Source organism: Pectobacterium peruviense (genome assembly GCF_003312355.2).
In the GTDB taxonomy this organism is placed as follows: domain Bacteria; phylum Pseudomonadota; class Gammaproteobacteria; order Enterobacterales; family Enterobacteriaceae; genus Pectobacterium; species Pectobacterium peruviense.
On record NZ_CP161826.1, the window covers coordinates 4,231,658 to 4,253,191 of the forward strand.

Below are 21,534 nucleotides of genomic sequence, written 5' to 3' on the forward strand. Positions count from 1 at the left end.
GTTAGCGAACTACGCTGACCGACACCAACCCAAATACTCTGAAGTGTGGATACCGTCTTATGGAGCAAAACCCGCAGTCACAGCTGAAGCTGCTTGTTACCCGTGGTAAGGAGCAAGGCTACCTGACCTATGCTGAGGTCAATGACCATCTGCCGGAAGATATCATCGACTCGGATCAGATCGAAGATATCATCCAGATGATTAACGACATGGGCATCCAGGTGATGGAAGAAGCACCGGATGCTGACGATCTGTTGCTAGCCGAAAACACCAATGATGCCGATGAAGATGCGGCAGAGGCTGCTGCGCAGGTTCTATCCAGTGTTGAATCGGAAATTGGTCGCACCACCGATCCGGTTCGCATGTACATGCGTGAAATGGGTACCGTTGAACTGTTGACGCGTGAAGGCGAGATCGATATCGCCAAGCGTATTGAAGACGGTATCAATCAGGTTCAGTGCTCTGTCGCGGAGTATCCTGAAGCCATTACCTATCTGCTGGAACAATACGATCGTGTCGAAGCCGGCGAAAGCCGCCTGTCCGATCTGATCATCGGTTTCGTCGATCCTAATGCGGAAGAGGACATTGCCCCTACCGCGACTCACGTCGGTTCCGAGCTTTCGAGCGAAGAAATAAACGATGACGACGAGGAAGAAGACGAGGAAGAAGAAGAAGACGATAACAGCATCGATCCTGAGCTGGCACGTGAGAAGTTCACCGAACTGCGTGAGCAGTATGAAACGACTCGCCAGGTGATAAAAGCCCACGGTCGTAGCCATGCGCTGGCAGCACAGGAAATCCTGAATCTGTCTGAAGTCTTCAAACAGTTCCGTCTGGTGCCGAAACAGTTTGATTTCCTGGTTAACAGCATGCGTTCCATGATGGATCGCGTCCGTACTCAGGAACGTTTGATCATTAAGTTGTGCGTTGAACAGTGCAAAATGCCGAAGAAAAACTTCGTCACGATGTTCACTGGCAATGAAACCAACAACAGCTGGTTTGCCGCAGCAGTAGCGATGGGCAAACCTTGGTCTGAAAAACTGAATGATGTTGAAGAAGACGTCACCCGCAGCCTGCAAAAACTGCAACAGATCGAAGAAGAAACCGGTCTGACGATCGAGCAAGTTAAAGACATCAACCGCCGTATGTCGATTGGTGAAGCGAAAGCTCGCCGCGCCAAGAAAGAAATGGTGGAGGCCAACCTGCGTTTGGTTATTTCTATCGCGAAGAAATACACCAACCGTGGTTTGCAGTTCCTCGATCTGATTCAGGAAGGTAACATCGGTCTGATGAAAGCGGTAGATAAGTTCGAATATCGCCGTGGTTACAAATTCTCGACCTATGCGACCTGGTGGATCCGTCAAGCGATCACCCGTTCTATCGCCGATCAGGCGCGTACTATCCGTATTCCGGTACACATGATTGAGACGATCAACAAACTGAATCGTATCTCTCGTCAGATGTTGCAGGAAATGGGTCGCGAGCCAACGCCGGAAGAGCTGGCTGAACGTATGTTGATGCCAGAAGACAAGATCCGCAAAGTGCTGAAGATCGCGAAAGAGCCGATTTCAATGGAAACCCCGATTGGTGATGATGAAGATTCACATTTGGGCGATTTCATCGAAGATACGACGCTGGAGCTGCCGCTGGATTCCGCGACGTCGGAAAGCCTGCGTTCTGCGACACACGACGTACTGGCTGGCCTGACTGCGCGTGAAGCGAAAGTCCTGCGCATGCGTTTCGGTATCGATATGAACACCGACCATACGCTGGAAGAAGTGGGCAAACAGTTTGACGTTACCCGTGAGCGTATTCGCCAGATCGAAGCGAAAGCGCTGCGTAAACTGCGCCACCCAAGCCGTTCCGAAGTGCTGCGTAGCTTCCTGGATGATTAATTAATCTCTCAGCTAATCCACGCTAAATAGCTTTCTCTCTAAATAACCCCAGCTCGCTGGGGTTATTTTTTGCCTGTCAGAATACTCAGCTCGCGCTTATACGTTATCCTGCAATGCCTGATGCAGTTCCTGATATGACGCCACCAGCGACTCCAGCGTCGCACGATTCAGCCCGCTAGGGTTCGGCAGTACCCAAACCTGCGTCTCACCAATACGCCGCTCCTGACGCCCCCATGAAACCTTTTTGATACCAAACGCCTGACTGAACGCCTGTTTCCCTAGCACGGCCAGCGCACGCGGTTGATAGCACGTCATCTTCTCAACGATCGCATTCCCGCCTTGCAACAGCTCATCTCGCCCTAGCTCGGTCGCCTCAACCGTTGGACGCTCCACCAGCATGGTAATGCCGCATCCCGTGTCCAGCAGATGCTGTTCTTCCGCAGGTGTCAGCAAACGTTCGGTAAAACCCGCCTGATGAATCACTTTCCAGAAGCGATTATTGGGATTAGCAAAGTGGTAACCGTGATGGGCCGTCGACAGCCCTGGGTTAATACCGCAGAAAACAACCTGAAGGTTCATAGCTAGAATATCGGTAATCATGTCTTTCCCTACCGCCGTTGACTACGCCCATCGTAAATTCTGATAAGAATAACAACAAGCTATCTTGAGTATAAAATCACCACCCGGCAGATAGGCTATAGACCTTCCCCTGCACATTACCGTATAATCACCGCCCATTCGGCCCCTTAGCTCAGTGGTTAGAGCAGGCGACTCATAATCGCTTGGTCGCTGGTTCAAGTCCAGCAGGGGCCACCATATTTTAGATTTAAAATCATATGATTAAGCCACCTTTTACGGTGGCTTTTTTGTTAAAAAATTGCCCCGTCCTGAATGACGTTGATGCACTTTTCCCGTTCATCGAGAAAAATTTCCTATTAACTTCAATGTTTCTGCAATTAACCTCTCCATGCTATACAAAAGACAGACTTTTCCAGTCAATCTCGTTGTTCACCGTATAGCTGAAACAGGAGCTAACTCTGAATGAATAGCCACTGGCAAAGGCAAGAAGTTTGACGATGAAGCCTTAAATATGATTAAGTCTCCATTCAAGCAGCTGATTGATGGTCGGTTACTCGACTCCAGCTATATTATGATAGATAACGCGCTCTTTCTTCTTGGTTTTTCCCTAACGGAAAACCCTACCTGCATCATTGATGAAAAGACGCAGTCCATCATCGATCAAACGTTTGCCGATGTTTATGACAGTCAATGGCTGGTTGAGATTGAAGAAAAAATAAGCATTAGAACGCTGACACGAATTCCTGTGCGTTAGTGGCGTAGGTATGGCGTTTGATTGTGCGTTGGAAGATATATCCATATTAGGTCGAGTCGTAATGAGAATTGAGTAAGGAAACTAAAATGACTACACCAAAGAAAACCGCTTCAACCGAAAAACCACAGACAGAGTCTACTGAAGAAAAGCAAAAGACCTGTTTTGCGATCATGCCTATAGCTGATCATTCTGATTACACCCCTGGTCATTTTACCCGTGTATATAACCATTTAATAAAACCAGCATGTGAAAAAGCCGGGTATAAAGTAATTCGAGCTGATGATGCAAAGGCTTCTCATATGATTATGTTTGATATTTAAAAAAACATTGTCGAATGCGACATGGCTATTTGTGATTTAAGCTCAAAGAATGCCAATGTTTTTTACGAACTAGGTCTTCGCCAAGCATTCAATAAAAAAACGATTCTAATTACAGATGGTATGACACAGACTCCTTTCGATATCACCGGATTTCGTTATGTTAAATATTCAGATTCCTTACGAATTGATACCGTCCTAGGTGATATAGAGGAAATCTCGGCGATGCTAAAGGAAACGGAGGAAGCCAGTGAAGATGATATAAACTCCATCGTCAATCTGCTCAGGATTCAACCGGCACAAGTCAGCAAAGTACAATTAAATGACCAAGAATCAGTTCTTTATGATTTAATCAGGAATCTTGATGCAAAGGTATCTAGAATTTCATCGCCAAAAAGTAATAATAATCCATTTTCCATAAGTAAACAAACACAGTCATGGATGGGTAAACCTACTGTGGGTGGGGTTGGGTTACTTACAGGGAAAACATTTAGTTTTATATCTGACACATTAGGAATAGATCCCATTGGGACAGAATTTTACGACGAAGATACTGTATATGGAAAGTATCTCGGCACAGATGAAAATAACAATTTATTATTCAATCATGGCAATACAAGATATGAATGTGTTAATAGTGAAACTTTCCGTTCCTCGATTAAGGCTCTTTAATAAACTCCTATGTCTATAAGGAGAACCCCAGACGGTAAATGGCTTCTGGATTTCTATCCAGAAGGTAAACCAAAGGGCAAACCCAGCAAAAGAATTCGCAAGACGTTCTCCACAAAAGAGGAAGCCCTAGCGTATCAAAATCACGTTATTGAAAACCTACATAACAAGCCGTGGCTTGACGGAAAAGAAGATCGCCGGACGCTGCGACAACTGGTTTATATGTGGTTCGATGAGCACGGCATGACGCTGGATGACAGAGAAAAACGCATTTCGGGCGAGATATCGAGAACAGCCAGAGTTAAGCAAGTTTCGCCGAGGACGATGAATTTAGAACTGGCCTACTTCCTTTGTGTTTTTAATGAGTTAAAACGGCTGGAGCATTGTAAACATGAAAATCCGCTAGAAACCATGCGCCCATTCAAGACAGAAGAAAGTGAAATGTCCTTCCTGACAAAAGAGCAGATAGACCTGCTTTTGCAAGAATGTCAGAACAGCCGCTCAGAATGCTTATATGACGTGGTGCGTATTTGCCTGGCTATCGACGCGCGATGGAGTGAATCACAATCTCTACGACGAGTGCACGTCACGCCGTATCGAATTACCTTCATGAACACAAAGGGGAACCGAAACAGAACTGTGCCCATTAGCCGGGCACTTTATGAATCACTGCCACAAACAAACGGTGCGTTATTCACTCCTTGTTATTCTGCATTCCGTAAAGCGATGCAGAGAACAGGAATAGAATTACCAGACGGCCAACTTTCCCACGTTCTACGCCATACCTTTGCCAGCCACTTTATGATGAACAGCGGCAACATTTTGGTGTTACAAAGGATACTCGGCCACACCGATATAAAAATGACGATGCGTTATTCGCATTTTGCACCTGATCATTTTGAAAACGCTTTAAAATACAATCCATTGGAAAATTAGAATGAAAAATAACTTAACCAATAAAAAAACAATCATATTCATTATCAGCGCACTCGTAATACTCGCAGTGCCAATTATTTTATATGTATCAAATATGAGCGTAAAATTTTCCCCAAAAAATGATGACTGGGGTTATTTTGGTTCGTACATTGGTGGTGTGTATAGCGTCATTTTATCCTTTGCAAGTTTAATTGCTATATTATACTTCAATTACGAGTCAAGAAAAATAAACAAAGAACAGATGAGTATATTATCAAGCGAGCAATTTACAAGGGAATTCACTTTACTTCTACGTGAATTAAATTCTGCAATAGATAAAAAAACAATCACCGACACCAATGGCAATGAAATAAAACTTGAAGAATGGTTTGACAGAAAAAAACGAACAATAATAAAAGCAACAAGACATTATAATATAGTCAATTACGATGATAACAATCAGATTGATGAAATATGCAAATCAGAAACCAAAAGTTTCTTAATGAATTATTACACTACAGAATTAAAGCAGGAAGCGATACTATGCTTCGCAATTTTAAAAATAATCCACACGGCGCCTCCTTCATTCGCTGATGCTTACAGAATTATATTTGAGAACAGGATTGATAATACTTGGAGATTTCTTCTAGAAGCACAATTAAAGCATCAGATTGAAGAGTCAATATCAATATTTAAGAATTGGCCTGATTTTTCTCAAACACCTAATGACTTACTCAGGCTTGCAAAAGAGAATCTTGCTCCTTATTAGCATGCCCCCTTATTGTCCCCCTAGGACTCAAAAGTTCAATATTGATCAATAACACTCAACAGCCAAGCACTTGAAAAATAAAATAAACCATTGATTTTAAAAGATAGTTCATTGTTCTCATAATCGCTTGGTCGCTGGTTCAAGTCCAGCAGGGGCCACCAAATTCAAGGAGTTGCGTTAATAGCGTGACTCCTTTGTTTTTCCAGGGTGTTTTCAAACAGGATGCGTGGTTAGCAAACACCATCACAGCGCTTTACCTCACCCACGACTCACTAGCATTAACTCGCCTGCCTCTCGATTGAGAAAAACACATCATAGTATTCGCAATATCGGCCATTACCATTTCAATGGCGTGGCTTGAGGTTTATCAAATCGAGTCAACCAGAGTGTTTTTATCGAAGGGTTTAACCGGAAATACCAGACAGAAAGACTGGATTTTTACCTGTTCAGAACGGGGGGTAAAATCAAATAAACCACGGGGTGCTCTCTGTATGATTATAACAGCAAGCGCCCCGTGAATATCTGAATAGGCTGGTACTGGAAAATACCAGCCGAAAAGCTGACTACCTCAAGAAAAGCGTGAAAATAAAATAGATGTACTCACACTATTAATTGTCGGCAGGCGCTGAATCGAGAATCGATGGAACATGACTCGATGCCCACTTAGTAAAGTAATCCTGAAGCAGCAGTGAAGCATATTCTGAGGTATGGCCCTCGTCACGATATAATGGAAGGCCATTCTTAACATAAGAACATTTACCGTCCTTTCTATCGCAGAATACATCATTCTGTTCAAAAACAAGCACGCTGGGGTGGGTTTTATTAACCGCCACGAGCAGTGGGTTGAAATCTTTCAGAATAGAACTACGAACATCAGAGGAAGCCAAGCAATCCTTTGGATGCTGTTTAAGGGGCGATTTAAAGCAGGCCTTTGGATGAAAACCCGGTCTTATGTGTGGCGTAAAAATAATAACCTTCACCCCCTGTTTTTCAAGGAAGTCGATGCGTTGAATCACTCTGGCAATCTCATCGCTAGACGGCTGTCGTGACAGACCGTCTAAAATAACAAATTTTATGGATGGTGTTCTCTTGATAATGTCATCAATAAATTTTGCTTGATCGGTTATCCTGGAGCCATAGCAAGGGCTTCTCGGATCGTCACCAGAGTTATCAAAACCAACCCCACACGTTCCTATCGAAAGTATAGTCTGGTGCTTCAATTTTTCATTTTTAGCGAACCCAGGATAGAGCTGGTTTGCGTAGCTATTCCCCAAAAGAAGAATCGTTGGCGGCTTAGTCCCACTCTTCATGCAGAACCACCAAGCGAGTGTATTCTGATCTTTATAAGGGTATTCAGACAGGCAAATATCATTCTTTGTATAGGCCCATATTGGCCCCATAAACTGATACTGGACCTCTTTGGTAAAATCACTCGTTGTCACAGCCTTGCGTTCTGCAAATCCATCTTTATAAAAAACAGCAGAACCAGATAAAAATAGTACAACACTTAAAAGAACCAATGTACCAACAAATTTATATCCCTTTGATTTTCTTATTTTCCCTTCAACAAATTTATACGTAAGCCAGGCCAATAAGATCGATAAAAAGACAGCGGCTAATCGCAAAAAACGATCTGGCGTGCCTCTTTCTACAATTCTCAAAAAAGTCAATAACGGCCAATGCCATAGGTACAAAGGGAAACTGATTAAACCAAACCAAACCACTATCTTATTGCTCAAAAACAAACGATTGAGCATCGCATTAGGGCCGGCAAAAATGATTAAAACAGCACCAATAACGGGAATAAGAGCCCAAAAGCCAGGAAAGTATGCATCTTTATTGATGGATAAAAAGCCAAAACCCAAGATCAAAAAACCAAATAGTGAAAAGCCATTTATCACAAACTGATTTTTTTGAAACTTATCGACAAAGCTCTTGTGATAAAGAACGATAAACGCCAATAAACTACCGAACAACAGTTCCCAGAATCGGGTCAATGGAGAGTAAAACGTTGCGACTCCATCGCTCCTTATCATATAAATATTCAGAACAAAAGAAGCCAAAATAAAACTAAGTAGTAACGCAATTCGGCGAAAATTCATTCGCCAAAAAAGCCAACACAGCAAAGGCCAGAGAAAATAGAATTGTTCCTCTATACCTAAGCTCCACAAGTGCAAAAGTGGTTTAGTTTCTGCGGCATTATCAAAATAGCCAGATTCGCCCCATAGCACTAAGTTGGAAACAAATCCAACCCCCGCCATTGTATGCTTACCTAATTGCTTATACTCATCAGCAAGTAAAGCAAACCAGCCAAATACAATAGAAACAGTCAAAACCAGTAGCAAGGCGGGAAATATCCGCTTGATACGGCGTGCATAGAACTCAGAAAAGCTGAATGTTCCCTTATCTAGATTCTCGAAAATAATGGTGGAAATCAAAAAGCCGGAGATAACAAAAAAATATCAACACCAATAAAACCACCTTTCATCCAATCAGGAAAGGCGTGGAAAGCCACAACAGAGAGAACAGCAACGGCTCTTAATCCGTCAATGTCGGGGCGGTACTTTGGGTGTGAAAGATGAGAATTCGATGTTGTCATTAGGCTAAGTTCACGCTCGGCAAAACTTCAAAACTTGTCAAAGAATTTTAGCCGGATAGAGTGTAAAAAAGTGGTAAAAATTATACTCTCAGATGACCAACAGCAACAACTTTTACCCTATCTAACCGTTACGCTAAACAGTAATTCAGATACTTTACCCCCGCAGAATGCCCCAACAAACTCCACGTTCATTGCACCTACCGTTTTCCTACGTGCTGTTATCAGTTTATTTTTTAGAGAAATACACTATAAAAATAGCGCTAGTTACGATAAATATCTGAAAGGAACTCATGAGTAAGATTTTAACCTGCGTGTTGAGCGGTATTGTGATGTTTACCGCTGTTGGCGTACATGCCGCTGAAAAGGGGAGCTTTGCAGAGTTATTTTCATTGCGAAACTATTAGGGTAGAAGAATTCACGTCCTAACAACCTGCGAACACACGTCGATAAATGCACGCAGTTTGGGTTGATTCCTCGCGGCTTTTGAGAAATAGAGAAAAAGGCCATCGTTTCCCGGCGAGAGATCGAGTAATGCCGCTTCCAGCGTGCCGTTTGCAAGTTCGCGTGAGGTATGGAAAGTGGATGAATAAATAAGTCCGACGCCTCTCACTGCAAGGCTACGCATTAGCTCGCCATCGTTGACGGTAATTGTGCCCGTTGGTTCGAATCTTACACTTTCTTTATTTTCGATAAACTCCCACCGATAAACATCTCCCTTTTCAGGGCGGCGAAAGCGAATGCATTCGTGATGTACTAGATCGCACGTGGCTTTCGGCTTTCCATGCGCTTTAAAATAGTCAGGCGATCCAAATACTGCCCACTTAAATGGTGGGGAGAGCCGTATCGCGATCATATCCTGCTCTATGTACGAACCGATCATGATGCCGGCATCATAGCCTTCAGAGACGAAATTATCGTGACGATTACTCACCGTGATATCGACATTCAAATTCGGCCACGCCTGACGAAATGCTGGAATGAGCGGTTCGATAACATGAGGGAGCGCTAAACGCTCTACAATCAGCTTCAACGTCCCCGACGGCTTTTTTGCCGATTGCGCGACATCTTCAAAACCTGCCGCGATGGCTTGTGCGGCAGGTCCAATTTTCAGTAACAGGTCTTCTCCCGCTTCTGTCAGTGCCATCTTGCGCGTCGTGCGGTGGAAAAGTGGCACGCCGAGGCGATGTTCCAGTCGCTGGAGCGACAAGCTCACCGAGCCCGGCGTCTTGCCCAGATCGAGCGCCGCTTTGCGAATACTCAATCGTTTCGCTATAGCCAGAAATTCTGCAAGTCCATCAAAGCTATCGGATTGCCCCATTAGGGTTCCTCATCGTCATGCGATACAGGGATTATCAAACGTAATTTACGACAGTTTCTCACGCCAATACAAAATTATTACATCGATTTATTAAACAATACGTTCCATTTTTACCGTCTATTTTCAACCAGTTATCAAAGATATAGTCGGCAGACACCACCTGCTGAAGGAATTTTCTATGTCAATAATAAAACGCTGTACAGGTCTTATCGCCGCGATGGCTGTATTTGCAGCCTCCACCTCTGCTTTTGCGCAGAACGCACAGAAAGAAGAGAAGGTATTAATTGTCGTCTCCAGTCTGGATAAAAAGACGCCAGAGCTTGTTGGCGGTTTCTGGTTTCCAGAACTGACTCATCCGGTTGAAGTCTTCGATAAAGCCGGGCTGGATTACGATATTGCCAGCCCTAAAGGAGGATTACCGCCCTTCGACGGGTTCGATCTGAAAGATCAGGCGAGTCTGGATTTCTGGACTAACCCGGAGCATCGCAACAAGCTGGCCAATTCAATCCCACTCGCGAAGGTTGATCCCGCTAAGTACACCGCGATCCTGCTCGTCGGCGGACACGGGCCAATGTGGGATTTCGTCAACAACCCTGAGTTGATCAACATCGTACGTACAACATATGAAAACAACGGCATCGTCAGCGCAGTCTGCCACGGCCCGGCTGGCTTATTGAATGTGAAGCTCAGCAACGGCGAATTGTTAATTAAAGGGCGTCACCTTACCGGGTTTACGGCAGAAGAAGAGGCATTCCGCCATTACGACAAGATTGTGCCTTTTGAACTTGAAGCCGCGTTGAAAAAGGATGGCGCAACATTTGAAGAAGCCCCGATCTTTGAAAATAAAGTCGTCGTTGATGGAAGACTGATCACCGGCCAAAACCCAGCATCCGCTAAAGCGCTCGGCGAAGCTGTCGTCAAGGCACTGCAAGCGAAAGCGTAATTACCGTATCAGCAGGCGTTAGGGGAAAACACCTAACGCCTTTCGGCGCGGATCATGCCAACAGAGATGTCGTGACCAAAGTCACATAACCAGACGGGGGCATTGCCGCAGAAATTCAGGATTGTATAGTGTTCTAACAAGACGTTACCGCCAATGGCGGGCGAGACTTGGGCAGAGGTGAGTAGCACTACTCTCTTCTGCCCAAGTTTTTTTTTGCCTGTTGTTCGGCAATTCCCTGCGCGACAGCGCGAGGCCGCCGTCCGGCACAGCGTAATGATGTAGAAAACGATGAGGAGAAATACCATGAAAGCATTCCCCGAAGGATTTTTATGGGGCGGTTCAGTCGCAGCAAACCAGGTTGAAGGGGCATGGAATGAAGACGGCAAAGGCGTGTCGACCTCCGATCTTCAGCTAAAGGGCGTGCATGGTCCGGTGACAGAACGCGATGAGAACATTAGCTGCATCAAAGATCAGGCAATCGATTTTTATCATCAATACCCGCAGGATATACAGCTGTTCGCCGAAATGGGCTTCAAGGTGTTGCGCACCTCCATCGCCTGGACGCGTATTTATCCCGAAGGCGATGAAGCAGAACCCTGCGAAGCGGGTCTGGCCTTTTACGATCGTCTGTTTGATGAAATGGCGAAGCATCATATTCAGCCGCTGATTACGCTATCGCACTATGAAATGCCGTACGGTCTGGTGAAAAAGCTGGGGGGCTGGAGCAACCGCGCCGTCATCGACCATTTTGAGAAATATGCCCGTACCGTCTTTAGCCGCTACAAAGACAAGGTGAAGCACTGGCTGACCTTCAATGAAATCAACATGGCGCTGCACTCACCTTTTACGGGTATAGGGCTGAGCGGCGAACCGTCAAAACAGGATATTTATCAGGCCATCCACCATCAGTTGGTTGCCAGCGCACGCGCGGTGAAAGCCTGTCACGACATCATCCCTGATGCCAAAATTGGCAATATGCTACTGGGCGCCGTGCGCTACCCCATGACCTGCCACCCGAAAGACGTGCTGGAAGCGCAGAACAAGAACCGGGAATGGCTGTTCTTCGGTGATGTGCAGGTACGCGGCACCTATCCGGCCTGGATTCAGCGCTATTTCCGGGAAAATGACGTCGAACTCACTATTACCGCGCAGGACAAAGACGATCTGAGCCACACCGTAGACTTTGTTTCATTCAGCTATTACATGAGCGGCTGTGCAACCTTCGAGCCGGAAAAATACCAGTCCTCGCGCGGCAACATTATCCGCCTGATTCCTAACCCGCATCTTGAGGCGTCCGAATGGGGCTGGCAGATCGACCCCGAAGGTCTGCGTTTCCTGTTGAACGAGCTGTATGACCGCTATCAGAAGCCGCTGTTTATTGTAGAAAACGGGCTGGGTGCGCGCGACGTGGTGGAAGACGATGGCAGTATTCACGACAGCTACCGCATTGATTACCTGCGTCGCCATCTAATTCAGGTACGGGAAGCCATCGACGACGGCGTAGAACTGCTGGGCTACACCAGTTGGGGGCCAATCGATCTGGTCAGCGCGGGTACGGCACAGATGTCAAAACGCTACGGCTTTATTCATGTCGATCGTGATGATGAAGGCAAAGGCACGCTGGAACGTCGGCGCAAAGACAGTTTCTACTGGTATCAGGATGTGATTAGCAGCAACGGAAAGTCGTTGTAACAATCTAGAAAACCAGACGGCGCGTTCACACTGCGCCGTCTTTTTTATTAGCTAATTAAACATGAGCCAGCGCGATGATCGTCTCTCCGGCCTGCTGCTGACGTGCAGCGCCCTGGCTGAATACGCGATATTCTTCCGCGTTTGTGATAACCATTGGCGTCACCGTGTCGTAGCCCGCCTTCTGGATCGCTTCCAGATCGAACTCCAGCAGCAGTTGACCTTTTTTCACCTTGTCACCTTCTGCAACGTGCATCTGATAATGCTGACCTTCCAGCTGTACCGTATTGATACCGACATGAATCAGGATCTCCGCCCCTTTCTGCGAGAGAATTCCGACAGCATGGCCGCTGGCGAACGTGCTGGCAATCATGCCGTCCACTGGCGAATAGATACGGCCTTCCTGCGGCAGGATGGCAACGCCCTGCCCGACGACGCCGGAAGAGAACACCTTGTCGTTCACCTCTTCCAATGAGATCAACTCGCCTTTTGCTGGCGATCCCAGCTGTTCAGCCGTCTCTGGAGCGTCTTTCAGCGGTAGAGCATTTGTGTTCTGACGTGCTACTGGCGCAGCAGGTGTTGTAGATGGTGAACGCGGCGGCGTTGACGCTTTCTCAGCAGGCGGGGCGGGATCGTCAAACCCGACGATAACCGTCAGTACAAAGCTTGCCACGAAAGCAATCGCGCAGCCGATGAGGAATCCAACAAAGCCTTCTCCGTAGAAAATCGGCAACGTCAGCAAGCCGGGCATCCCCATAGAGACCGCCGAGCTTTTCGCATAGCCAACGATAGCGCCACCCAGCGCAGCAGCGATCACCGCACAGATAAACGGCTTTTTCAGCTTCAGCGTGACGCCGTAAACACCAGGTTCTGTGATGCCAAACAGCGACGCGATAAAGGTACTTCCTGCCAACGCTTTCAGCTTTTTATCTTTGGTTCGCACCATTACGCCCAATAGCGCACCGGATTGGGCAAAGACCGACGGACTGGAAGCTGCTTTAAGATAACTGTGCCCCATAACCGAGAGATCGTTGATAAAGACGGTGACGAAGCCCCAATGCACACCAAATATCACTAAGACCTGCCATGACGCCGCCATAAGCGCCCCGGCAATAATCGGGTTGAATTCATAGATATTGACGAACACCGACGCAATGAGCTTACTGGCCGAAATCCCAATCGGCCCGATGGTCATCAGCGTTAGCGGCACCATCAGCACCAGCAGGAAGAACGGCGTCAGGATATTGCGCACGCTTTCGTGAATATGGCGATTCAGGAAACGTTCGATGTATGACATCAACCACACGCTGAAGATAATCGGTATCACTGAGGAGGTGTATTTCATCATCACGACCGGCAGGCCGAAGAATGTCACAGGCTGACCGGCATCAAACAACCCCTGAATCGTCGGGTAAACCAGTGCACCCGCAATCGACACCGCCACAAAAATGTTGGTTTCGAATTTACGCGCAGCGGTAATCGCCAACAGCATCGGCAAAAAATAGAACAGGCTGTCGGACGCCGCATGCAGGATGACATAGGTACTTTCTTTGGTATTGAGCCAGCCAAGCGCAATTACGATAGCCAGCGCCCCTTTCAGCACCCCCGCCGCCGCCATCGCTCCCAACAAGGGAGTAAAGATCCCAGCAACCAGATCGATCAAGCGTCCCATAGCAGAGGTCGATTGCTCACTTTCCGCCGTCTGGCGTTTCCCGTCGCCGTCTTCCAGCAATTTGGAGATCGGCCCAAAGGCGCGGTAAACCTCCGGCACTCGATTCCCTATAACCACCTGCAACTGCCCGGAAGCATTGATGACCGTAATGACACCTTCTAACGCCTCCAGCGCAGCCACATCGACTTTACCGTGATCAACAATCTTAAAGCGCAAGCGTGTTGCACAATGCACCAGAGTAGAAACGTTGGTTTCCCCTCCGACTAACTCCAGAATATTTTCAGCGAGCACTTTGCTATTCATAATGACTTCCCGTTTCGTCAATGGCTGCGACTGCCTAATACACGTCATCCCGCTTGTTATCCGCTGGCCAGCTGGAAAATAAGCAAAAAAAAACCTGGATAAAGCAGCGTGCGGTATACGCTGCTTTATCCAGGTCTCGCCCAGAAAATTCTGGTGACGTCCTTTCCTGTTTTCTAACAAGTTAACGCAGAGAAAGCTATCTCTACGTTTTATTCTGTGAAAACAGTCACTAAATTTCTGCCAATCCGGCAAAGCCGCCTAATCCACGACTCGACGACGCCGTAAAAACAAAATGGCGCTTCTCAAAGAAACGCCATCGGCAAATTTACTGTTTGCCCTGCTTCTTCAGCCAGGCTTCCATTTGGTCGATCTCCGGCTGTTGGGCTTTGATAATCTCTTCGGCCAGCTTGCGCAGCTCCGGGTCTTTGCCGTATTGCAGTTCCGTCTTCGCCATATCAATCGCGCCGCGGTGGTGCGCAATCATCCCTTTGGCGAAGGCAATATCAGGGTCGCTGGATTTCATACCGTCCATCATCTCGGTATGCATCGCATCCATCCCTTTCGTATACGCCTGTTGGGAAGGCGACTCACCGTTCGTTGAACCATGGCCACTATGGGCGCTGTCGGCCGCAAACGAGAGAAATGGAACCAGCAAGGTCGCTGTTAATAACAAATGGACTTTCTTCATCATAACCCCTCAATCAGTCACAGTACTTCTTGAGGGTAGACGTTCCAGTAAGGGGAAGGTCAAGAAAAGATTCAGACGCTCTCGGCCAGACGCATGCAGACACAATTACGCCCCTGAGCCTTCGCTTTATAGAGCTGCTCGTCCGCCAGACCGATGAGATCGTAAATATTGCCGCCTTCATACTGGGAAAATATGGCAACGCCGATGCTGACAGTAAAATAGATTTCCCGGCCATCGGACAGCATAAGCGGAGTGGATTCCGTACGACGCCGCAGCGCTTCGGCCATGGCTTCAGATTGCTCATCCGTCAGGTCATAAGCCGCAATCACGAACTCTTCCCCACCCCAGCGGCACAGAATATCGCTCGGCTGAATATTCGCACTCAGCATGCGGGCAAAGCTGGCGATCAATTCATCACCACAGGCATGCCCGTAGGTATCGTTGACCTGCTTAAAATAATCGATATCCAGAAACAGCAGCGTTATTTGACGCTTTTTCTTATTCATCAGCACGCCCTGTCTCCCGTTCAACATACTGAGAAAAGCGCGGCGATTGAAGGTATTCGTGAGCGCATCCTTCAGGCTGTTGCTTTCGATGATTTTAATCAGTCGCCGGTTCATCGAGACAAAATGCGAGACGCTTAACATCGCCATAATGAGCATCGCAATATTCAGCCGTGCCGTGGTGAGAAACGAATTAATGTACGCTTCGGAATTTGAATTGATGAGTATACCAACCTGATTAATATAGAGATAATTCAGTATTACGCCCGTAATTGCACAGAGCAACGACATAATCGGGAAAGAGTAATTGAACGCACACAGCGTGAGTGGAATAACGGACAGCGTAATTAGGCTAGCATCCAGAAAAAATAGGCTAACCAGTAAGAAAATGATGAAGACCAGAAAGGGAAAAATATTTTCTCTGACGTGCTTAGGACAAAGCGGAATATTCCGTAGCGCCCTCAGGATGTCTTTCGCTCGCAGGAAAAAGAACGCGAGAATAATGCCGGTTCCCAGTTGTTCACTGAACCAGTCCATAAACTCGTCATAGCGATTCCCCGTATCGTAGACATACGCATAAAACCCATACACCACACCGGATAAGAACGCGCCTACAAACGTCGAGGCGAAAATAATATAGGCATAATATTTGCTGAATTTTTCAAATGTCGACCACTTTCCGGTAAACCGACACATCAGGCAAAAGGCGCACCAGGCCGCCACCACAAAAACCATATTGCACAAACATAACAGTACCTTGGTTTTTAACGGTGAGTTATTGTCCATCAGTAACGCTGCCGACAGCATTGCCACATAACTCACCAAAAAACCCGCACTGATCGAGAGTACTTTACCTTTTATCGTCCCTTTTCTGGCCCTGAAACTAATCATGAGACAAAAAACCAGAATATTGGCAGGCCAAAACAGCGACAGTTCATCCAGCACTCGAAACCGAAATCCCATACAGCTCACGATTAGGGTGGTCAGAAACAGAAGCGGCATGAATTTTATAGTTTTCAACGTCAAATCGTTATTCATCTGTCCTTTACCGCCCGCTATCCGATAGTCCCGCGCCTGCTGTCTCCTGTGAGAATAACATTAATCATTTCCCTACTCACAGTGTGATGGTGGAGGGGAAAATAAATAAAAAAACCACCGGACTGATGCATTACCCGTGAGGTAATACGTCAATCCGGTGGTCTTACTAACTTATACTCGTCATACTTCAAGTTGCATGTGCGTTGGCCGCGTTTAGTCACCCGAATCACTTACCTGAGTAAGCTCATCGGGATTAAATGAGAGACATCCTGTCTCTCACCGGAGGCCAGCTGTTGGCTGGTCAAATTCGTTCCCGACGAATTTGTCCTTCTCTTGCCGCCTGCCTGAAACTCGAATTATTTAGAGTATATTTATTTCCGCGCGGACGCGTTATTCCGTAGGAACAGGCTTGCCGTCAGGTTTTGGTGGTTGAGTCAGTCGTTTTTCAAAACTGTCGTTGTACTGCTTCTTCTGCTCTGGCGTCAGAACATTGTAAATTTTGTTTTTGGTTTCCAGCCCGCTCAGCATTCTGGCCTTGTGTGTGGCATCGGCTTTATCCAACTGTGCCTGTGCTTTAGCGGCATCAAACGTATCTGATGCGACCAGACTATGCATATCACGACGATCATCCTGCATAGCTTTGTGCATTTTCTCGCGGGAATCTTTCATGATGTCTTTAATTTGCTGCTTCTGCGCTTCCGTCAAATTCAGCTCTTTAAACATCGCATCCGGCCCCATCATGCCACGATGCTCCCGACCCTCTTTCATCATCATCTTGTGTTCCGAGCCAGGACCTTTAGGTGCTTCATTAGCATGCGCGATACCTGCCGCGCCCAATGCCAAAGAAGAAGCAACCAGCATTGCAGTGAGTTTACGCATATTTTATTCCTCTCTCTGAATTGACTTGTCGACGGCGGGTGCCGTGCTACGAGAGAAAGTATAGGCCTGACACCTTCAGTTAATTAGAGTAAGGGTAAATCTCTGCAAGTGTCGGCTCCACATTTGCGGCAATTATGGAGAATGAGGAGGAATTGTGTAAGGAGCGGAAGTATTCCGTTAACGACGTAGCGCGATATTGCTGCATTGCCCTTAATGCTTCTACAACACCGCGCGCCAATGGGTGAAAAAGGCTCGCGGTGCCATTACCGAAGTGAACGCCTAAAGGCGGTGGCCTCTTGTGCCAGCGCATCAAGATGGGCATGAATGACTTTCATTTTCTGAATCAACGGGTTTCGCTCTGGTGAACTATCCATCGCACTCAATTGCGCAGAAAGCCGTTCAATCTGCGTACAAAGGTAAGCGTCACGTTCTTTCGCCTGAAGCAACTGCTGCTGAAGGGACTGATGTTCCTGCCGCCACGTCTGCTGCTGCCGCTGAACGCTTTGCTCTAACGCCTGAAGCGCGCTATCCAGCCGATATTCCAACTCTTCCACCCGCATAACGATACCTTTGCCCAATAAACCCGCGGATTATAATGTCACACGCCCCCGACAACAAACATTCCAGCGCACGATCCCTTGCGTACACGCGGTTCTCCCTACATTCAGCAATGACATCAATCACAATAAATAAACATAAATTTCACAACTCACTCAATTACGGCTAAATTGAACACCATAACTCATCAGACCAGTTAACTTCACCGGAGAGTGTAATGACTGCCTACCCCACGCTGCTTTCCCCACTAGATCTTGGCTTCACGACGTTAAAGAACCGCGTTGTGATGGGCTCCATGCATACTGGCCTGGAAGAACACCCGGATGGCACCGAAAGGCTAGCCGCATTTTATCATGAGCGTGCGCGGGGCGGCGTTGGCCTGATTGTCACAGGCGGTATTGCGCCAAATGAAAAAGGCGCCGTCGCCAAAGGAGGTGCCACCCTGCATGACGGCGCGCAGTTGGCGCACCATCAGGTACTGACGCAAGCGGTACACGATGCAGGTGGGAAAATCGCCCTGCAAATTCTCCACGCCGGCCGCTACAGCTATCAGCCCGATCCGGTTGCACCCTCGGCCATTCAGGCACCAATTAACCGTTTTGCGCCACGGGCAATGAGTACGCAAGATATTGTGCAAACCATCGACGACTTTGCTCGTTGCGCTGAACTGGCGCAGCAAGCAGGCTACGATGGCGTGGAAATCATGGGGTCGGAAGGTTACCTGATTAATCAGTTTCTGGTGACGCATACCAATCATCGTGATGACGAATGGGGCGGGGATTTCCAACACCGCTGCCGTTTCGCGCTTGAGATTGTCCGCGCCGTACGGGAACGAACGGGGCCTGATTTCATCCTGATCTACCGCTTGTCCATGCTCGACCTAATAGAGGAAGGCTCAAGCTGGCAGGAAATTGTTCAACTGGCACAGGCGATTGAACAAGCGGGTGCTACCCTCATCAATACTGGGATCGGCTGGCATGAAGCACGAATTCCGACTATCGCTACGCTAGTGCCACGCGGCGCATTCGGCTGGGTGACGAAGAAACTGATGGGGAAAGTCCGCATCCCGCTGATTACCACTAACCGTATTAACGACCCCGGCGTGGCGGAACAGTTGCTGGCTGAGGGCTGCGCCGACATGGTATCGATGGCGCGTCCTTTTCTCGCCGATGCCGAACTGGTGGCAAAAGCACAATCGGGGCGTGCCGATGAAATCAATACCTGCATCGGCTGCAATCAGGCCTGCCTCGATCAGATTTTCGCTGGCAAGGTTACCTCTTGTCTGGTCAACCCACGCGCCTGCCATGAAACCGAACTACCTATCCAACCCGCGCGAGTCAGTAAACGCTTTGCGGTGGTCGGCGCGGGTCCCGCAGGCATGGCCTTTGCCGTCAACGCCGCTGCACGCGGCCATCAGGTCACGCTGTTTGAAGCGTCTTCCTATATCGGCGGGCAATTCAATATTGCCAAACAGATTCCCGGCAAAGCGGAGTTTTATGAAACACTGCGCTACTACCGTCGACAGCTAGAACTCCACGGCGTCACGCTTCGCCTGAGCACGCAGGCAACCGCCGCTGATTTACTCGGTTTTGATGACATCATTCTGGCCTCTGGCATCGTGCCACGTATCCCCCCGATTACTGGCATTGATCACCCTAGCGTGCTGAGCTATCTGGACGTACTGCGCGACAAAAAGCCGGTCGGCAAACGCGTGGCGATCATCGGTGCAGGCGGCATCGGGTTTGATACTGCGCACTATCTCCTTAATCACAACCATCGTCCCAACCCCCTCACTTCTCAGTTGGACGGCGACTTTTATGCGGAATGGGGGATTGATAAGCAGTTACAGCACCGGGGCGGCCTGTTGCCTCACCACGCTAACGAGCTTCCCCACCAGCGGGACATTACCTTATTACAGCGGAAGACGGGCAAGCCCGGCGAAAATTTGGGGAAAACGACAGGCTGGATACACCGCACGACACTGCTGCGTCACGGCGTGACGATGCTGGGCGGCGTGGAATATCGCCATATTGATGATGAGGGGCTGCACATTATCCACGACCAGCAAATACGCTGCCTGCCGGTGGATAACATCATTATTTGTGCCGGTCAGGAACCCAACCGAAAACTGTATGACCCCTTACTGGCTGCTGGGTGTCATGTTCATCTGATTGGCGGTGCAGATGTGGCACAGGAATTAGACGCTCGCCGGGCAATCGATCAGGCCACCCGGCTAGCGTTAACGTTGTAATTTATACAGAAGCAGCTTAGCGGGACGAATTCGTTTTAACCGCACGCAGTACGGCGAACTTCGTGTTGCTGGCAATGGTTTCACAGTTACCGAACAGACGCTTCAGCTTGTGGAAGTAATCCAGATGGCGATTACCCACAATGCGCAGCTCTCCACCAACCTGAAGGCAGCGGCGAGCATCCATAAACATCTGCCAGGCGATTTCATCGGTCACGGCCTGTAACTGATGAAATGGCGGATTACACAGCACGGCCTGCAACGTATCGCGCCTAACGCGGGACAATCCGTTATTCACCACAAAGCTACAGCGCTCAACATCCTGCGGGCGGTTGACTTCAACGTTCATCTGGCTCGATGCTACCGCCATGTAGGATTCATCAAAGAAACCGACGGTGGCGTCCGGGTTGGCTTCCAGCGCCGCCAGCCCAATGACACCGTTGCCACAACCGAGATCGATGATCTTACCGTCTATCTGTTCCGGCAAATGCTGCATAAAGAAACGTGCGCCGATATCCAGCCCATTACGCGAATACACGTTAGCATGGTTTTGAATACGATAGCCGTAGCCATCCAGCTCCCACTCAGTAGTAAGTGACTGCTCACTGACTTTGAGCTCCGCCCACTCACAGTGAACCAGACGCGCCTTCTTCCAGGCCAGCGAGGTTTTCGTCGGCCCCATCACGCGCTCAAACAGTTGCAGCGTAGAAGTATGAATATCCCGCGCCTTCGCCCCGGCAATAATGCGTGTTTGCGGCGTGACAACCTTACGCAACATTCTCAACTGGTGTTCCAGCAGCGCGATCGTTTTGGGAATCCTCATCACTACCAGCGCTGGCGCATCGGGTAGATCCGCCATGCTATCCAACAGCGTTACTGCAGCGGCATCATAGCCGTTCAGTTCCAGATTATGCCGCGTCGCCAGTTGGCTAAGATAAGAGTCGCTGATACTGACAGGCGACTGCGCCTGCAAACCGCAAGCCAATGCACCAAACGTATCATTGAAAATCAGGCGCGGACCCGGCGCGATTTCCATGGTGGACAGCTCACGCAGCAAGTATTCATCTGCGGCATCCCAAGCCTGTAGCGCCGAGTTTTCAGCGACCTGAGGGTAACGCACCAACGTCAGGTTGCACGTTTCCAATTCGAGTTGGCTCATTAGCCTCTCCTACATCATAAAATTTGCGCTGTTTATCCC

19 protein-coding genes and 1 tRNA gene are annotated in these 21,534 nt (G+C 48.1%); 10 read left to right on the top strand and 10 right to left on the bottom strand.

What is annotated here, in order from left to right; all coding sequences use genetic code 11:
• Window positions 1-59 precede the first annotated feature (59 nt).
• Window positions 60-1,895, top strand: coding sequence for an RNA polymerase sigma factor RpoD (gene rpoD / locus DUT67_RS19025; protein WP_048258683.1), 1,836 nt, complete (start codon window positions 60-62; stop codon window positions 1,893-1,895).
• Between the two features lie 96 nt (window positions 1,896-1,991).
• On the opposite strand, the gene mug is transcribed toward rpoD, so the two are convergent.
• Window positions 1,992-2,495 (bottom strand): G/U mismatch-specific DNA glycosylase, encoded by a 504-nt coding sequence (mug, locus tag DUT67_RS19030; RefSeq protein WP_113626322.1) that lies wholly within the window; start codon window positions 2,493-2,495, stop codon window positions 1,992-1,994.
• A 140-nt stretch (window positions 2,496-2,635) separates the two neighbouring features.
• Between mug and DUT67_RS19035 the strand changes: the two genes are divergently transcribed.
• The 6 genes from DUT67_RS19035 (at window position 2,636) to DUT67_RS19060 (ending at window position 5,898) form a co-directional block, all read left to right on the top strand.
• Window positions 2,636-2,711 (top strand) — tRNA-Ile (locus DUT67_RS19035).
• A 274-nt stretch (window positions 2,712-2,985) separates the two neighbouring features.
• On the top strand, window positions 2,986-3,228 hold the full coding sequence (locus tag DUT67_RS19040) for a hypothetical protein (protein ID WP_223254600.1): 243 nt from the start codon (window positions 2,986-2,988) through the stop codon (window positions 3,226-3,228).
• A gap of 86 nt (window positions 3,229-3,314) precedes the next feature.
• Window positions 3,315-3,548, top strand: a complete 234-nt coding sequence (locus tag DUT67_RS19045; RefSeq protein ID WP_189339493.1) for a hypothetical protein — start codon at window positions 3,315-3,317, stop codon at window positions 3,546-3,548.
• Window positions 3,549-3,569: 21 nt separating this feature from the next.
• On the top strand, window positions 3,570-4,217 hold the full coding sequence (locus DUT67_RS19050; RefSeq protein WP_189339494.1) for a hypothetical protein: 648 nt from the start codon (window positions 3,570-3,572) through the stop codon (window positions 4,215-4,217).
• 9 nt (window positions 4,218-4,226) lie between these two features.
• Window positions 4,227-5,150 (top strand): tyrosine-type recombinase/integrase, encoded by a 924-nt coding sequence (locus DUT67_RS19055; protein WP_113626323.1) that lies wholly within the window; start codon window positions 4,227-4,229, stop codon window positions 5,148-5,150.
• 1 nt (window position 5,151) lies between these two features.
• Window positions 5,152-5,898 carry a hypothetical protein gene (locus DUT67_RS19060; RefSeq protein ID WP_113626324.1) on the top strand — a complete coding sequence of 249 codons (747 nt, stop codon included), beginning with the start codon at window positions 5,152-5,154 and terminating at the stop codon, window positions 5,896-5,898.
• A gap of 608 nt (window positions 5,899-6,506) precedes the next feature.
• Here the strand turns inward: DUT67_RS19060 and DUT67_RS19065 are convergent.
• Together DUT67_RS19065 and DUT67_RS19070 are read right to left on the bottom strand one after the other, a co-directional pair.
• Window positions 6,507-8,336 carry an acyltransferase family protein gene (locus DUT67_RS19065; protein WP_262983467.1) on the bottom strand — a complete coding sequence of 610 codons (1,830 nt, stop codon included), beginning with the start codon at window positions 8,334-8,336 and terminating at the stop codon, window positions 6,507-6,509.
• A 576-nt stretch (window positions 8,337-8,912) separates the two neighbouring features.
• On the bottom strand, window positions 8,913-9,815 hold the full coding sequence (locus DUT67_RS19070; RefSeq protein WP_113626325.1) for a LysR family transcriptional regulator: 903 nt from the start codon (window positions 9,813-9,815) through the stop codon (window positions 8,913-8,915).
• A 178-nt stretch (window positions 9,816-9,993) separates the two neighbouring features.
• Between DUT67_RS19070 and DUT67_RS19075 the strand changes: the two genes are divergently transcribed.
• Entirely contained in the window at window positions 9,994-10,758 is a 765-nt protein-coding gene (locus tag DUT67_RS19075; RefSeq protein WP_113626326.1) for a type 1 glutamine amidotransferase domain-containing protein, read from the top strand.
• Window positions 10,759-10,790: 32 nt separating this feature from the next.
• Here DUT67_RS19075 and DUT67_RS19080 read toward each other — a convergent pair whose 3' ends face one another.
• Complete coding sequence (locus tag DUT67_RS19080; protein ID WP_113626327.1) at window positions 10,791-11,063, bottom strand: hypothetical protein; 273 nt, start codon at window positions 11,061-11,063, stop codon at window positions 10,791-10,793.
• Between DUT67_RS19080 and DUT67_RS19085 the strand changes: the two genes are divergently transcribed.
• Window positions 11,062-12,450: a glycoside hydrolase family 1 protein gene (locus DUT67_RS19085; RefSeq protein WP_113626328.1), complete on the top strand. Its 1,389-nt coding sequence runs from the start codon at window positions 11,062-11,064 to the stop codon at window positions 12,448-12,450. The genes DUT67_RS19080 and DUT67_RS19085 overlap by 2 nt on opposite strands.
• A 55-nt stretch (window positions 12,451-12,505) precedes the next feature.
• On the opposite strand, the gene DUT67_RS19090 is transcribed toward DUT67_RS19085, so the two are convergent.
• The 5 genes from DUT67_RS19090 to DUT67_RS19110 form a co-directional block, all read right to left on the bottom strand.
• Complete coding sequence (locus DUT67_RS19090) at window positions 12,506-14,422, bottom strand: beta-glucoside-specific PTS transporter subunit IIABC (protein ID WP_113626329.1); 1,917 nt, start codon at window positions 14,420-14,422, stop codon at window positions 12,506-12,508.
• Window positions 14,423-14,747: 325 nt separating this feature from the next.
• Window positions 14,748-15,110, bottom strand: a complete 363-nt coding sequence (locus tag DUT67_RS19095) for a DUF305 domain-containing protein (RefSeq protein WP_113626330.1) — start codon at window positions 15,108-15,110, stop codon at window positions 14,748-14,750.
• A gap of 71 nt (window positions 15,111-15,181) precedes the next feature.
• Complete coding sequence (locus DUT67_RS19100; protein ID WP_113626331.1) at window positions 15,182-16,651, bottom strand: GGDEF domain-containing protein; 1,470 nt, start codon at window positions 16,649-16,651, stop codon at window positions 15,182-15,184.
• Window positions 16,652-17,041: 390 nt separating this feature from the next.
• Window positions 17,042-17,530 (bottom strand): ATP-independent periplasmic protein-refolding chaperone Spy, encoded by a 489-nt coding sequence (gene spy, locus DUT67_RS19105; protein WP_113626332.1) that lies wholly within the window; start codon window positions 17,528-17,530, stop codon window positions 17,042-17,044.
• Window positions 17,531-17,793: 263 nt separating this feature from the next.
• A complete protein-coding gene (locus DUT67_RS19110) occupies window positions 17,794-18,090 on the bottom strand; it encodes a hypothetical protein (RefSeq protein ID WP_113626333.1) in 297 nt (98 codons plus the stop codon).
• Window positions 18,091-18,305: 215 nt separating this feature from the next.
• Between DUT67_RS19110 and DUT67_RS19115 the strand changes: the two genes are divergently transcribed.
• Complete coding sequence (locus DUT67_RS19115) at window positions 18,306-20,339, top strand: NADPH-dependent 2,4-dienoyl-CoA reductase (RefSeq protein WP_113626334.1); 2,034 nt, start codon at window positions 18,306-18,308, stop codon at window positions 20,337-20,339.
• A 16-nt stretch (window positions 20,340-20,355) separates the two neighbouring features.
• On the opposite strand, the gene rlmG is transcribed toward DUT67_RS19115, so the two are convergent.
• Window positions 20,356-21,495, bottom strand: a complete 1,140-nt coding sequence (gene rlmG, locus DUT67_RS19120) for a 23S rRNA (guanine(1835)-N(2))-methyltransferase RlmG (RefSeq protein ID WP_113626335.1) — start codon at window positions 21,493-21,495, stop codon at window positions 20,356-20,358.
• Between the last annotated feature and the right edge of the window lie 39 nt (window positions 21,496-21,534).

What these genes read in the sequence shown, in the direction of transcription:
- DUT67_RS19040 (WP_223254600.1), top strand. Translation starts at nt 2,986, where the DNA reads ATGATTAAGTCTCCATTCAAGCAGCTGATTGATGGTCGGTTACTCGAC.
- DUT67_RS19050 (WP_189339494.1), top strand. Translation starts at nt 3,570, where the DNA reads ATGGCTATTTGTGATTTAAGCTCAAAGAATGCCAATGTTTTTTACGAA.
- DUT67_RS19110 (WP_113626333.1), bottom strand. Translation starts at nt 18,090, where the DNA reads ATGCGGGTGGAAGAGTTGGAATATCGGCTGGATAGCGCGCTTCAGGCG.
- spy (WP_113626332.1), bottom strand. Translation starts at nt 17,530, where the DNA reads ATGCGTAAACTCACTGCAATGCTGGTTGCTTCTTCTTTGGCATTGGGC.
- DUT67_RS19045 (WP_189339493.1), top strand. Translation starts at nt 3,315, where the DNA reads ATGACTACACCAAAGAAAACCGCTTCAACCGAAAAACCACAGACAGAG.
- DUT67_RS19060 (WP_113626324.1), top strand. Translation starts at nt 5,152, where the DNA reads ATGAAAAATAACTTAACCAATAAAAAAACAATCATATTCATTATCAGC.
- DUT67_RS19070 (WP_113626325.1), bottom strand. Translation starts at nt 9,815, where the DNA reads ATGGGGCAATCCGATAGCTTTGATGGACTTGCAGAATTTCTGGCTATA.
- DUT67_RS19095 (WP_113626330.1), bottom strand. Translation starts at nt 15,110, where the DNA reads ATGAAGAAAGTCCATTTGTTATTAACAGCGACCTTGCTGGTTCCATTT.
- DUT67_RS19075 (WP_113626326.1), top strand. Translation starts at nt 9,994, where the DNA reads ATGTCAATAATAAAACGCTGTACAGGTCTTATCGCCGCGATGGCTGTA.
- DUT67_RS19115 (WP_113626334.1), top strand. Translation starts at nt 18,306, where the DNA reads ATGACTGCCTACCCCACGCTGCTTTCCCCACTAGATCTTGGCTTCACG.
- DUT67_RS19055 (WP_113626323.1), top strand. Translation starts at nt 4,227, where the DNA reads ATGTCTATAAGGAGAACCCCAGACGGTAAATGGCTTCTGGATTTCTAT.
- DUT67_RS19100 (WP_113626331.1), bottom strand. Translation starts at nt 16,651, where the DNA reads ATGAATAACGATTTGACGTTGAAAACTATAAAATTCATGCCGCTTCTG.
- DUT67_RS19080 (WP_113626327.1), bottom strand. Translation starts at nt 11,063, where the DNA reads ATGGTATTTCTCCTCATCGTTTTCTACATCATTACGCTGTGCCGGACG.
- DUT67_RS19090 (WP_113626329.1), bottom strand. Translation starts at nt 14,422, where the DNA reads ATGAATAGCAAAGTGCTCGCTGAAAATATTCTGGAGTTAGTCGGAGGG.
- DUT67_RS19085 (WP_113626328.1), top strand. Translation starts at nt 11,062, where the DNA reads ATGAAAGCATTCCCCGAAGGATTTTTATGGGGCGGTTCAGTCGCAGCA.
- rlmG (WP_113626335.1), bottom strand. Translation starts at nt 21,495, where the DNA reads ATGAGCCAACTCGAATTGGAAACGTGCAACCTGACGTTGGTGCGTTAC.
- mug (WP_113626322.1), bottom strand. Translation starts at nt 2,495, where the DNA reads ATGATTACCGATATTCTAGCTATGAACCTTCAGGTTGTTTTCTGCGGT.
- rpoD (WP_048258683.1), top strand. Translation starts at nt 60, where the DNA reads ATGGAGCAAAACCCGCAGTCACAGCTGAAGCTGCTTGTTACCCGTGGT.